This window comes from Vibrio sp. R15-SG3-ISO1A, assembly GCF_059833955.1.
Window position 1 is genome coordinate 22,350 of sequence record NZ_JCBDGH010000083.1, and the last position, 13,746, is coordinate 36,095.

Annotated in this window: 10 protein-coding genes; 6 read left to right on the top strand and 4 right to left on the bottom strand. The window is 49.3% G+C overall.

Annotated elements, in window-relative coordinates; genetic code table 11:
- Positions 1-16: 16 nt before the first annotated feature.
- Genes AC6R0L_RS13890 through AC6R0L_RS13900 form a run of 3 tightly spaced genes read right to left on the bottom strand, consistent with a single transcriptional unit; the run spans position 17 to position 5,204 of the window.
- On the bottom strand, positions 17-3,076 hold the full coding sequence (locus AC6R0L_RS13890) for an efflux RND transporter permease subunit (RefSeq protein ID WP_500629472.1): 3,060 nt from the start codon (positions 3,074-3,076) through the stop codon (positions 17-19).
- Entirely contained in the window at positions 3,073-4,128 is a 1,056-nt protein-coding gene (locus tag AC6R0L_RS13895; RefSeq protein ID WP_500629473.1) for an efflux RND transporter periplasmic adaptor subunit, read from the bottom strand. The genes AC6R0L_RS13890 and AC6R0L_RS13895 overlap by 4 nt, the downstream gene beginning before the upstream one ends.
- Positions 4,128-5,204: an efflux RND transporter periplasmic adaptor subunit gene (locus tag AC6R0L_RS13900; RefSeq protein ID WP_500629474.1), complete on the bottom strand. Its 1,077-nt coding sequence runs from the start codon at positions 5,202-5,204 to the stop codon at positions 4,128-4,130. Before AC6R0L_RS13900 ends, AC6R0L_RS13895 begins: the two co-directional genes overlap by 1 nt.
- A gap of 184 nt (positions 5,205-5,388) precedes the next feature.
- Between AC6R0L_RS13900 and AC6R0L_RS13905 the strand changes: the two genes are divergently transcribed.
- Positions 5,389-6,093 (top strand): TetR/AcrR family transcriptional regulator, encoded by a 705-nt coding sequence (locus tag AC6R0L_RS13905; protein ID WP_487901414.1) that lies wholly within the window; start codon positions 5,389-5,391, stop codon positions 6,091-6,093.
- A 118-nt stretch (positions 6,094-6,211) separates the two neighbouring features.
- On the opposite strand, the gene fusA is transcribed toward AC6R0L_RS13905, so the two are convergent.
- Entirely contained in the window at positions 6,212-8,230 is a 2,019-nt protein-coding gene (gene fusA, locus AC6R0L_RS13910) for an elongation factor G (protein WP_500629475.1), read from the bottom strand.
- 301 nt (positions 8,231-8,531) lie between these two features.
- Between fusA and AC6R0L_RS13915 the strand changes: the two genes are divergently transcribed.
- The 5 genes from AC6R0L_RS13915 (at position 8,532) to AC6R0L_RS13935 (ending at position 13,729) form a co-directional block, all read left to right on the top strand.
- Positions 8,532-10,070, top strand: coding sequence for a GNAT family N-acetyltransferase (locus AC6R0L_RS13915; protein WP_487901412.1), 1,539 nt, complete (start codon positions 8,532-8,534; stop codon positions 10,068-10,070).
- Between the two features lie 200 nt (positions 10,071-10,270).
- Positions 10,271-10,837 (top strand): mechanosensitive ion channel domain-containing protein, encoded by a 567-nt coding sequence (locus tag AC6R0L_RS13920; RefSeq protein WP_500629476.1) that lies wholly within the window; start codon positions 10,271-10,273, stop codon positions 10,835-10,837.
- 179 nt (positions 10,838-11,016) lie between these two features.
- On the top strand, positions 11,017-11,883 hold the full coding sequence (locus tag AC6R0L_RS13925) for a hypothetical protein (RefSeq protein WP_500629477.1): 867 nt from the start codon (positions 11,017-11,019) through the stop codon (positions 11,881-11,883).
- Between the two features lie 10 nt (positions 11,884-11,893).
- Positions 11,894-12,571: an adenylate kinase family protein gene (locus tag AC6R0L_RS13930; protein WP_500629478.1), complete on the top strand. Its 678-nt coding sequence runs from the start codon at positions 11,894-11,896 to the stop codon at positions 12,569-12,571.
- 141 nt (positions 12,572-12,712) lie between these two features.
- Positions 12,713-13,729: a helix-turn-helix domain-containing protein gene (locus AC6R0L_RS13935; protein ID WP_500629479.1), complete on the top strand. Its 1,017-nt coding sequence runs from the start codon at positions 12,713-12,715 to the stop codon at positions 13,727-13,729.
- Positions 13,730-13,746: the final 17 nt, after the last annotated feature.

Sequence of the window (13,746 nt, forward strand, 5' to 3'; positions counted from 1 at the left end):
ATCAAGGTATGGTTCACTATCCGGCAGTGGATGGTTTAATTCGATATAAGAGGGCAAAAAGTACCGGTACTACAATTAACGTGAGTACCGTCGCAAAGCCAAGCCCTGCCATAATGGTGATAGCCATTGAGCCAAAGAAGGCGTCAAACACCAGTGGAATCATGCCAAGAATGGTGGTTAATGCCGCCATACTGACCGGGCGCACACGGGAAATGGCACTGTCAAACACCGCTTGATAAGGATCTTTGCCTGCCGACAGTTCTATGTTGATTTGGTCGAGCAACACAATGCCGTTTTTCAAAATCATGCCACTCAAACTCAGTAACCCAAGAAACGCGGTGAAACTGAACGGCATATCCGTCGCCAGTAAGCCAATCGACACCCCGATAATCGAGAGCGGCACGGTAAACCAGATCACCAATGGCTTACGCAGCGAATTAAACAGCAGCATAGTGATGATGAACATCAATAAGTAGCCCATCGGCAACGAACCAAACAAGGCCTGCTGGGCATCTTTTGATGACTCATACTCGCCGCCCCAAGAGATCTCATAACCCTGTGGCAACGGCAGTGCTTCCACTTTCGGTTGTATGCGGGCAAAAAGGCTGGCCGGTGTTTCATGACCCAACACATCGTGATCGGCGAGTACGGTCAAGGTGCGTTTTCTGTCTCGACGCTGGATGAGCGGCTCTTGCCAATCCAATGCAACACCGTCAATCACCTGCTCCACTGGCACGTAAGTTTGCAACGTGGGGCTGTAAATTTTGACATTGGCTAACGATTCAAAATCAATGCGCTCTTGCTCGGGCAAACGAGCCAAGATCGGCAGCATATGCGTGCCATCCCGCAATAGGCCGATGGCTTTCCCGCCAAATGCCATTTGCAACGTATCGGAAAGGTCTTGTTTCGAGATACCTAATCGGCGCGCCTTCGATTCGTTGAACTGCGGCACCAACTGCTTGGAGCGTTCACGCCAATCATGACGCACATTTCGTGCCCCTTCATCTTGGAGCAGTACGTCTTCCACTTGCAGCGCAATATCACGCAATACTTGAGGATCTGGGCCGGTAATACGCGCTTCAATTTTTGAAGCAGGCGATGGCCCAAATTCCATCAGCTTAAACTGGAATGTCGGCTTGTTGAAACTCACAGCCAGAGTCTGATCTAACTCTTCCAGCAAGGTGAACATCGACTCGCGATCGTGGGTGCGCACTTGCAGCTGAGAATACGCTTCATAGCTTTTCTCAGGCTGGTAGGTCAACGCGAAACGTTGCAAGCCTTGACCCGTCGTGGTCGAGACAAACTCGACGTTCTCTTTTGAGCGAATAAACTGCTCAACTTTCTGCGTCTCTTGCAAGGTTTCACGAATGTCGGTGCCTTCCGGCATCCACATATCGACGTAAAACATCGGCGTGTTGGACGGTGGGAAAAACTGCTGTTTAACCAGGCCAAAGCCTCCGACCGCGACCACCAACAGACCAATCATGCTGGCGACAGTCAACCAACGAAAACGCAGGGCGAATTTAAGGCTCGCACCAAAGATGGCAAACAATACCCCTTGGTATGGGTCAGCGTCCTTGTCGTCACTTTGCGGCGCTTCTTTGAGCAACAAGTCAGCCAAGAATGGCGTGAGGGTCAAGGCCGTCACCCAACTTAAGAACAGCGAATAGCAGAGTACCCAAAATAGAGAACCCATAAACTCGCCTGTTGCATCTTCGGACAATCCAATCGGAGCAAACGCGGTAATCGCAATGACCGTCGCACCAAGCAATGGCCACTGGGTTTGTTTGACAATGTCGGTGGCCGCTTCAAGCTTAGATTTACCGCGCTTGAGACCGACCAAAATCCCCTCAACCACCACGATAGCGTTGTCCACCAGCATACCGAGCGCAATGATCAGTGCCCCTAGCGAAATTCGGTGCAACTCAACGTCATTTTGCTTCATCATAATGAAGGTGCCGAGCACGGTCAGCAGCAGCACAGCGCCAATAATCAACCCGCTACGCAGCCCCATCGCAAATAGCAGTACCACGATCACAATCGCCACGGCTTGGCCTAAGCTGACAATAAAGTCATCGACGGACTTTTCTACTTCCGCCGCTTGATTGTAGAAATAGTGGATATCCACACCCGCAGGTTTGATGGTTTCAAGCGCTGACAACTCCGCCTGCAAGGCTTTGCCTACTTCGACAACATTGACGCCCGCGCCAAAAGAGATGGCTAGGTTGATCGCAGGTTCACCATTGAAGGTCAGCACATTGGTCGGTTTCTCCTCAATGCCACGACTAATGGTCGCGACATCCTTGAGACGGATCAGATTCCCCGTATCTCGGCCATGAATGATCAAATCTTGCAGTTCTTGCTCAGAGGTCAATGAACCGTTCGGTCGAATGGTCAGCACTTGACCATTGACCATGATTTCCCCCGCCGATTGCACGCTGTTTTGCTGGTCGAGCAAGCTCACCACGGAGTTCAAATCAAGATTCAATGCCGCCAATCGCTCCAAAGAAATCTCAACAAACAGTTGCTCTTGCTGATCACCACTGATCGCAACTTTGCCCACCCCAGACACCAACTCCAGTTCGCGGCGTAAATAATCGGCGTAACGTTTCAGTTCGATGTAGTCGTAATCCTGACCGGTCAACATCAACATGACACCGTAGACATCACCAAAATCATCAATGATCTGAACAGAAGTGACGCCACTGGGCAGATTGGGCTTCAAATCATTGATCTTGCGACGCATTTCATCCCAGATTTGCGGTAATTCATCCGGTCCGTATTCCATTTCCATGCTCACGGTGATTTGTGACATGCCATTGGACGAGGTCGAGGTGATTTTATCGATATACGGCAGTTGACGAATCTCTTTCTCCAGCGGATACGTCAGCTCCTCTTCGACTTCTTGTGACGTCGCGCCCGGATAGGTGGAGATAATCATGGCGTCTTTGATCGTAAAAGCCGGGTCTTCCAAGCGGCCTAAATCCATGAAAGAGGTGTAGCCACCCACGGCTAAGATGATCAGGAACAACCAACTGATCACTTTGTTCTTGATTGAATATTCGGCAATACTCACAGCTGCGCTCCTGAAATGTCCATGCCTTCTCGTAATTTGCGTAGGTTGGAGTTGATTAATACATCGCCTTGCTCAATACCACTGGCCACCAGCGCGCCTTGTCCTGTAATTTGGTCCACATTGATGGCGTAGCGATGCGCCTTGCCATCTTCCAGTTTCCAGACATAAAAGGCTTGCTGATCGCGCCCGGCATCAATGGCCGTCATCGGTACTTGGTACGCGTTGATTTGACTCAAACCCGCTTTGACCAAATCGACGGAAATTTTGGCGCTGGTGCCCGGAAGTAACCGCTGATCCAACGCGGGCATGCTCAGCCATAATTGGTAAGTTTGTGTTTGCGGGTGAAGCTCACTGGTGTGCTCAAGATAACGCATCGGATAACTGCCACTTAAGCCAGAAAAGGTCGCGACAGGTTGATATTGCTTAGCATTCACGGTCGGATTTAGCATGGCGAGCACAGAATCGGACACTTCGATTTTCACGTAGACATTATCCGACTGATACAGTGACACCACCGACTCGCCCGGCGTGACGTTTTCAAACTTCTTCTTCTCAACCGACGCAATCACACCATCAAACGGCGCTTTCAAGCGTGTATAGTGCATTTGTGCCTTTGCCAAGCCCAAGTTTGCCTGCGCCAGTTGTAAGTTGGCGCTCAATTGATCAAGCTCCGCGCTCGAAATCATGTTCTCTTGGCGCAGGTTCTCACCGCGTTTTTGCTGTTTAAGCGCCAACTCGTAGCGAACTTGAGCATCAATCAAGGCTTGCTTCTCTTTCGAATCATCGAGCAGCGCAACCACCTGACCTTTAGTGACACTGTCACCCTCTTTCACCAACATGGCACTGATTTCGCCATCTAAACGAAAAGAGAGTGGTGTCAGTTCTGCGGGCATCACTTGGCCATTGAAATTGCGAAATTGACTCTCGACGGAGTGGTTCACTTCGTACGTCTCTACCAACAGATCATGGCGCGGACGATGCGCATTGTCTGGCGTGCATGCTGCCGTCAGACTGGCCGCCATCACTACCAATGAAAGATGAGAAAACTTCATCAGATACCTCCCTCTTTGGTCCACGCTTTGACTTGTTGACCGGGCATCAAGCGTTCCACTCCGGCTTGCACAATCAAGTCTCCTTGGTTAAGACCCGAGGTAATATGGCCTTGCGCATCCACCAACACTTGCACAGTTTCCAACGTTTGGGTTTGGTCATCAAAACGATATAACTCACCATGATGCTGATCGCGGCTCACCCAGGCACTGTCATCAATAGCAAACTGACCTTGCAACTTCGCGTTGTGCAGTTTCACCTGACCCGTCATCCCCGGCAGCAAATTAAGCGTTTCAGGGCGAGTGAATGTCAGGCTTGCGCGGTAACTGTTGGTGTCGCTGTCTGGCTCGGTCGAAATCTCTTTGAATTGGGCAGGAATCATCACGTCACGGTGACTATCCATCACTAACACAAAGTCAGAAGAACCAATATGAGACAAACCATAGCGCTCGGCGTAGCTCACAGGAATGGTGAACACCACATCCAGCACATCGTTATTGATGACATTGAGGACCACTTGATTCGCCGCAACCACTTGATTCTCTTTGCTGAACGTGAGCGACACCACCCCGTCAAAAGGGGCGACGATCTTCGTGTATTCAAGATCTGTCTTTGCCTGCTCTAGGGCGGCGGAGGCGGCTTTGTATTCTGTCTCACTTTGATCAAACGTATCCACACTGATGAGCTTCTTCTCGTGCAGTTGTTTGGCGCGCAAGTAAGCGGTTTTGGCCAACTGGTACTGGGCCAGTTTCGCGTCGTAGGCCAATCGGTAATCGGTGTCATCAAGCTCGGCCAATACCTGGCCTTTTTTCACTTCACTGCCCATACGTACTGCCAAGGTGTCAATTTCACCGGCGACTTGAAAGGACAACTCCGCGCGGTCAGTGGCATCAATATTGGCAATAAACGAGTCAAAACGCTTTTTGTCCAAATCAGGCACTTCCAGAAGTTTAACGGGTTTGACCACGGGGTTGGTGACCTCTGAATTAGCGGGATTGCACCCGGCTATCCACGAACTCACCGCAGCGACAAGCGCGAACTTTGCCAAGGTAGGCATAGACTGTATCGATGTATCCATTATTATCACATCACGATTTATTACACACCCGTGCAGTATATGAGTTTTATTGGCGGGATCAATATTTATTTTCCACACGTACAATATAAAATTTGTTATAGTGTCGCGGTTTGGCACGCCGCTTAATGAAAGATGAACTAAGATCTGGTAAAACTGCACTGTTGCAGATGTATGAAAGAAAACGATGACAGAAAGAAAACAAGGTAGACGCAGCGCACAAGACGCTGAGCAAACCAAATGTGAAATCATGAACATCGCCACTGAGCTGTTTTGTGAGCTGGGGTACGAACGCGTGTCGCTACGTAATATCAGTGAAAAAGCTGGCGTGTCTCATAGCCTGATCCGCCATCATTTCGGCAGCAAAGAACAAATTTGGTACGCCATCAGCGACGGCCTGCACCGTTACATGGAAAAGTACATGCGTGCCATCTTGGACAACATGCCCGAAGGGGCACCGCCGAATGTGCAGCTCTATCGTTTTGCGGTCCACTTGTTGGCAAATATGTTGCACTTCAAGCAACCGATCCAACTGATCGCAGACGCCGTGCGCCAAGAAGATGCGCTGTTTGATTACTTTATCGATAACAGTGGTGAAATTGAGAACATCGTCAAATCGCTCGAAACCGAGTACAACCAAGCGCACCCTGAGGCACCCATTAAGATTTTGGAAATGAAGTGGCTGATGATGATGTTTGCCCACGGCGCCGCTAGCCTGACCCCATTTATGAAAGAAACTTGGGCAGATGAAACCAGTGATTATCAGCAGTGTTTACTCAATCACTGGCGCATGTTCAATACCATGATGTCGCGTAAGTTCCATGTGGATCCACAAGACATACTCCACCCCACCAGCGTGGAAGCGCTGATTTTCGATGTGCCGTGTGAGTAATCACGCCTAGCCAACCCAAGGGCTTGTCGGTAACCGCATTCACTTCAGAGCCAAAACTTCAGAATCAAAAAAAGCGCCAACTCAGGTTGGCGCTCGTTTCAACTTGAACTCCACCCATTTAGGCGTTCGACGATTGGCATACCTGCTGCTGCACTTGAACCGGCGCTGGCTCGTAGTGGCTGAGCGTCATGCTAAAGCTGCCTTCGCCTCCGGTGAGGGCGCGTAGACGGCGCGCGTAATCTTGCAGCTCATTAACCGGTGACTTGGCTTGCAAGCGCGTGAAGTTACCGTCAATTGGCACCGTCCCCTCAATCAAACCGCGATTACCCGACAGGTCGCCCGACACATCGCCGACGTTTTGAGTAGGAATTTGCAACTCCATCTGGACGATAGGCTCAAGCACAATCGGATCCGCTTGATTGACAGCATCAAGAAACGCCTTTTTCCCTGCGATGACAAACGCGATCTCTTTGGAGTCCACCGAGTGATATTTTCCATCGTGCACAGTCACTTCGATATCACGAATAGGATTGCCTGAGATCGCACCCTCTTCTAGCGCTTGACGGATACCCTTTTCAACCGCAGGGATCAACGAGGTAGGAATCGCGCCGCCAACCACTTTATTGACAAAGGCAAAGCCCGCGCCGCGCGGCAGCGGTCGAACCGACAAACTTACCTCACCAAATTGCCCCGCGCCACCACTCTGTTTTTTGTGTCGGTAATGGCCTTGCGCTGGCTTGGTGATGGTTTCAAAGTACTCAACGCTAGGTTGACTGGTTTCCACTTGCAGTTTGTAGACGCTCTCCATTTTCTCCAGCGCAACTTTAAGGTGGAACTCGCCTTGACCGCTGATGATGGTCTCATTGGTGCGGGCGCGGTGCTCAATCCGCAGAGAGGGATCTTCACTGGCGATTTTGCTCAGTACGTCACCCAGTTTTTGCTCGTCGCCACGCTTGGTCGGTTTGAGGCACAGAGAGTACATAGAGTCAGGGAAATCGAGCGTTTTTAGGCTCACGCCATCTTCATCATGAGAGTCATGAACAATCGCATCAAACTCCAGCTCATCGACTTTCGCGAGCACGCAGAAATCCCCTGCTAACGCTTTTGAAATCTCGCGCCGCTCTTTGCCTTGCAACTGATAGAGATGCCCAACTTTGAACGGTTTATTACCATCGCCTATAAAGAGTTGGCTTCCGGCATTAATTTCACCTTGGAACACTCGTAAATAGGCCAGTTTGCCCATATAAGGGTCAACGCTCACTTTGTAGACGTGTGCCACGCTGTGCGACAAGGTCTCACAATCGACGCGCACTTGTTTACCTTGTTTGACGAGCAGCGGCGGGTTACCTTCGTTTGGCATGGGCATAATTTCACTGAGCGTACGCAGCAGCAATTCCACACCAGCTCCGGTTTGAGCAGAAACAAAACAGATCGGGATAACGTGCCCGGTACGCAATGCCTCTTCAAAAGGGTCATGCAGTTGACCCGCCGTCAACTCTGAACCTTGCTCAAGGTAGAGTTCCATCAGCTCTTCATCGACTTCGATCACTTGATCAATCAAGGTTTCGTGCGCCGCTTCGACATCGGTAAGCAGTGTTGATTGTTCATAGTTGGGCTCAAAATAGCAATCGACGACTGTCTTACCATCACGGGAAGGCAGGTTAATCGGCAAACAGTAATCACCGAAATGTTCTATTATCATCTCCATCACTTGCTCAAGCCTATCACCATGATTATCCAGCTTGTTGATGATGATCATCTGACATTTTTTCTGCGCCTTAGCAAAGGCGTAGAGACGGTCAGCGGTTTGGTTGATGGGCATCTGCGGGTCAATCACTAGCGCCGTGGTTTCAACCGCAGGGTAGACACTGAATGTGCGCCCGAGCAGCTCTGCTTGTCCCGGGGTGTCGATAATATTGAGTCTGTGCTGCTGCCAACTGAGGGCAACAGGGGTCGCTTCAATGCTGTGTTGATATTGGATCGATTGAGCGTCGAAATCAGTGACAGTATCGCCTTTTTCAACGCTGCCAAGATGTGTGGTGGCATCGCAGGTGAAGAGCAGTTTTTCGATCAGCGTGGTTTTACCGCTACCTGCCTGACCGACAAATGCAATATTGCGTATCTTATTAAGTGGCATAACGCCTCCTAGCTTCTGTACGTGGTCATATCCCCTAGATGGGGTCATCGGCGTGGGAGTGTGGGCGGGATTACCGCCGAATCGTCTTCCATGTGAGTTTTCGAATAACGCTCTGCATAGGACCACCTAAGGGCAAATACATCGGGACTTCAACTGGGATACCGATTCAGCATGCCGTAATAACCATATTTTTTATGTGACTTATTTCAAAACGTTAAAGGGACTTTTTGCATCAGTTATGTTTATGTTAACTCGCGCTTGTGGCATGCTGATTTCGTTGTGGTAACAAGGACATGATTAAATGGATAGCACTACTCCAAGACTCTCTTTACGTACAATTGAATCGGGTGATTATCCTCAGCTTGCAGAGCTGATGGACCTCGTCTTTCCCGATGTGGGTGGCGCATGGCCACGAATGACCATCATGGACCTGATTCACCAATTTCCTGATGGGCAAATCTGTATTGTTGATAACGATAAAATTGTTGGCGCTGCGCTGACGATCAAAGTCGATTACAACCGCTTCTCTCTGCCGCACACCTACACAGACATCATTACCGAGCAAAACGTGATTCAAAACCAGTCCTCGGGTGATGCCATGTACGGGCTGGATGTATTTGTCCACCCAGATTATCGCGGCCTACGTTTAGGACGCCGCCTCTATGACGCGCGCAAAGAACTGTGCCGAAACAAGAATTTCAAGGCGATTTTGGCGGGGGGACGTATCCCCAACTATCACAAATACGCCGACAAAATGACCGTGCCCGAGTACATCGATCAGGTCAAACGTCGCAAACTGCACGACCCAATTCTCTCGTTCCAGCTGGCCAACGATTTTGATGTAAAGCGCTTGATGCGTAATTATCTGCCTGAAGATGACGCATCGAAAGGCTACGCTACCCTGCTTGAGTGGGACAACTTCTTCTATGAAGAGGACATCATCTCTGTTCACGACATTGAAAAAACCTTAGTCCGCATCGGCGTGATTCAGTGGCAAATGCGCGCCATGCGCGATCTCGACGATTTGATGGACCAGGCCGAATACTTTGTCAGCTCTCTCTCTAACTACAAAGCGGACTTCGCGCTGTTCCCAGAGTTTTTTAATGCCCCGTTAATGGGCTTGCAGACTGGCCAAAACTCCGTCGAAGCGATTCGTTTTCTCGCCAGTTTCAGTGAAGAGATCAAAAACCGCTTCTCACAAATGGCCGTCACGTACAACATCAATATCATTGCCGGCAGTGTGCCAGTGGTGGAAGACGATCAGCTCTACAATGTCTCCTATCTGCTGCACCGTGATGGCGACATTGACGCGCAATACAAAATTCACATCACCCCGCACGAGCAAAAAGACTGGGTGATTGATGGTGGCGACAATGTGAAAGTGTTCGACACCGATGCTGGTCGAGTCGGCATTTTGATCTGCTATGACAGTGAATTCCCAGAGCTGGGCCGAATGATGGCCGAACAAGGCGTGCAAATCATCTTTGTGCCTTTCTGGACCGACACCAAAAACGGCTACCAGCGAGTGCGGATCTGCTCTCAAGCTCGAGCGATTGAAAATGAATGTTATGTCGCCATTGGCGGCAGTGTCGGCAACTTGCCAAGAGTCGATAATGTCGATATTCAATATGCTCAGTCTGCGGTCTTCTCGCCGTCCGACATCTATTTCCCTCACGACGCGACCTTAACCGAAGCGAGCGCCAACACCGAGATGATCATCTTCGCCGATGTCGATTTGACCAAGCTCAAGCAGCTCAACACCGAAGGTTCAGTCACCAACCTCAAACATCGCCGCAGTGATATTTACGGCACATTCATTAAACCCGACAACGAGTCGTGATATTTCGCTAAGAATCACCTCTTTTGCCCATCACTGAGCGCATGCCTCCTCCGCGCTCAGTGATAGCAACCTTGAACATCCGTTCTGCTCTATTTATTCGGCGTTTGTGAGCCAAACCCGTATCGCTAGACAAGGAGACCGGATTGCCACATCATGGCTCCACTGTGCTCACGGCTTAACCCAACGACATTACTGACACTATGCAAATTTTCGGCTTCAACGTCTCTGAATCGCTTCTTGGTAAACTTCTGTTCGCCTTCCTTCTATTCATCGCCTTAAAGCTCATCAAACACATCCTAGTGAAAACCATTCACGCCATGGCGCGTAAAAAGCAGGCGAAAAATAATCGCACCTTTTTTATCATTCGCGGCTTGAACATTGCCCTCTACTTTGTGTTTATTTCGCTGTTTTTGATTGCCTCAGGGATTGGATATGGCGATGTCTCGCTGTTTCTCTCGTCGATTTTCGCTGTGCTCGGCGTCGCCTTGTTTGCTCAGTGGTCGATACTCAGTAACGTCACTGCCAGCTTTTTGATTTTCTTTGTCTTCCCATACCGCGTCGGCGATTTGGTCAAAGTGATCGATAAAGATGAGGACGTCACCGGAGTGATTGTCGACATCACCACTTTTCATGTCCACATCAAACACGAAAAGGGCCACATCATCACCTACCCCAACAACCTGATTTTGCAAAAAGGCGTCCTTAAACTGCCGCCAAAACCCAAAGTAACTAAAAAGCCCCGTTTGTATACGCGGATTAAAAAATGATTCGCAGTGGAAGACACAATGAGAGACCTTAGCGAAAACAGATAGCGCACAACGTATCGCGGTCACAAAATAGACACAAATGTCAGATTAAGTTCGGATTTATTATTTAGATCCAGTTTTTACTCTGCATATTTTTCTAACATAGTCTGCAATCCTACCATCGCCAACAAGGAGGCGTTATGAAACTCCACACTCTTGGATTGTTAAGCCTATTCGCGAGCGCTGCTGCCCTTGCAAATCCTGAGGTTACCTCCCGTGAATACAAGTTAATGCTTGAGCATCAACGCTTTCAGTTTTCCAGTGAAGCAGAAGATGTCGCGCGTTTTGTTCAAGAATTAGAGTCGGTGATTCGCACCTCTATCGACAGACCAACATCCGACGCCATGACACTAAAAAAGCAGCGAAGTGTCTCTTTTTATGACGTGCCGGGCGAATGTATGCTCAACGCAAACGGCTACTCATATCGAGAGCGCGTGGATAGTAAATCGTCCGTATCATTAAAATTTCGTAGCCCTGACCGGTACATTGTCGGCTTTGACGACGTGACGTCCAGCGAGCCTAGCGCCAAATCCAAAATGGAGCTCGACGTCAGCGCCAATCGTCACAATACATTTCGCGCCATCTATAGCGCCTCAACTAAGTTTACTAACCATGATGTCATCGACTCACTCGGGCACATTAACCAACGCTTTAGTGGCTTTGCTGATCGCTATGCGCTAAGTGATGCCCTACCCCTTAAAAAAGTGGGTAACCTGACCATTTATGAGCGTGTCTATAGTGGTCTTGAAGTGGATCTAGGCAAATTAGATGCCGAATTTGATCTGACATTATGGTATCTCAATCAACCTGGTAAAAACGAGAAACCTGTCGTCGCTGAAATTTCATTTAGCTACGAAGATAACAGTGCAAGCTACAGCCGAAAAGTGGTCCACCGCTCCAAGGCGCTGTTTGAAGCCATGCAAGGGATGAAGCAGTGGGTCGCCCCCGATTCCATCACCAAAACCGCGTATGTCTATAACTTTGATCCCACCTTTTGTGGCAAGTAGGAGGCCTCCCATGAAGATGATCATCATCGGCCCTCCCGGCTCTGGAAAGGGCACACAAGCGCAAGTGATTGAGCACACTTTAGGCATTACGCAAATTTCAACCGGGGATTTATTGCGAGCTGAGTGTCAGCAACCAACACCGCAAGCAAAAGCCATTAGAGAGACCATTGCGAAAGGCAAACTGATTGATGACGATATCGTCTTGTCATTACTTGCCAAGCGATTAGCCCAACCAGATTGCCAATCAGGCTATCTTTTGGATGGCTTCCCTCGCACCGTTGAGCAAGCACAAGCGCTTCATCAAGCTGGCATAAACATCGATAAGATCGTGGTGCTCAATGTGCCAGATGCGTGCATTATTGAAAGACTCAGCGGTCGGCGAATTCACCCTGCGTCCGGGCGCAGTTATCACCTTATCTATAATCCACCAAAACGTAGCGGAGTTGACGATATCACCGGCGAACCACTTGAGCAGCGCAGTGATGACAATCCCAACACCGTCGTGAAACGCTTAGCCGTTTATCAACACATTACCTCACAAGTACTGAGCTATTACCAACAGTCGGTATTTAGCCAACAGACAAGGCTTATCCAAATCGATGTGCAAGATTGGATGCTTAAAGAGGATGTCAGCGCCCTCATCTTTGAGCAGCTCAGCCCAGCGAGTGAAAGGTCTCTCCCAGCGTAAACTCTGTGATTGAAAACATAGATTGCAGCAGTCAATGTCGATTATTGACTGCTTTTTTTTGCTTATAACGTTACTATCAAACAGACTATTTGTCGCTCTGACCGGGTCGATAAAGGATTGATACAAGGGCTTTTCTCGTCTATGAAAGATGATTCAGTACGTTCTAAATTGGCGTTTTTACGTCTGGCCGATGAGCTAGGTAACGTATCTAAAGCGTGCAAAATTTATGGCTACAGCCGAGACAGTTATTACCGCTTGAAAAAGCTCTATGAGCAAGGCGGAGAAGCCGCGCTCGTTGAGCAGGTCCGCGCCAAGCCTCTGCTACGCAACCGCGTGGCAAAAGAGATTCAAAGTAAGTTGATTGAGTACACCTTTGAACACCCAGAGCTAGGGCAAAAAAAAGTCGCGCAAGCGCTCAGCGAACAAGGTTACGCCATATCGCCCAACGGTGTGCGTTCTGTTTGGCTGCGTTATGATCTGGAAACCAAACAGAAACGTCTTACCGCACTTAAGGTCAAAGCGGAAAGCGGCCAAGTCACCCTATCTGAAAAGCAAATTGCGGCGCTTAATATTCAAGCCAACAGCTTAAAAAACGCGTCAGGCCAACTCGATACACAATGTCCGGGCGATCTTCTGGTGCAAGACAGTATTAAGTTCGACTACTTCCCCCAATTGGGCACCGTCTACCTGCATCTGGCGATTGATAGCTTTAGCCGCTTCGCCTTTGCGCGCTTTTCGCTCAGCAGTGACAGCGACGGCGCCACCGCATTGCTATCGGACACCGTCATGCCTTTTCTTGCGAAGTATGGCATAAGCGTACAACGCGTGCTCACTGACCGAGGCGCCGAGTTCTTTGCCCCTAACGACAACACCTCTTTCCAGCAATACCTCAACCAACACGCAATCGAACACGTTAAAATCAAAGCCTACAACAGCTCCAAAATTAATGGCTTATGCTTTGAGTACATGCAGCACATTATTCGCTATTTTTGCACTCCGGCTGCGCGTCAACACACCATCAATAGCCTTGATGACTTAAGCCATGTATTCCAGCAATGGTTAGATAACGACAATCACCAACGTGAAGACACCAGCGCCTACTGCTTTGGCAAAACGCACTTCGAGACACTCACCTGCCACAGTGACCTAGACACGTAAGTAAAAAGAGGCAGCCA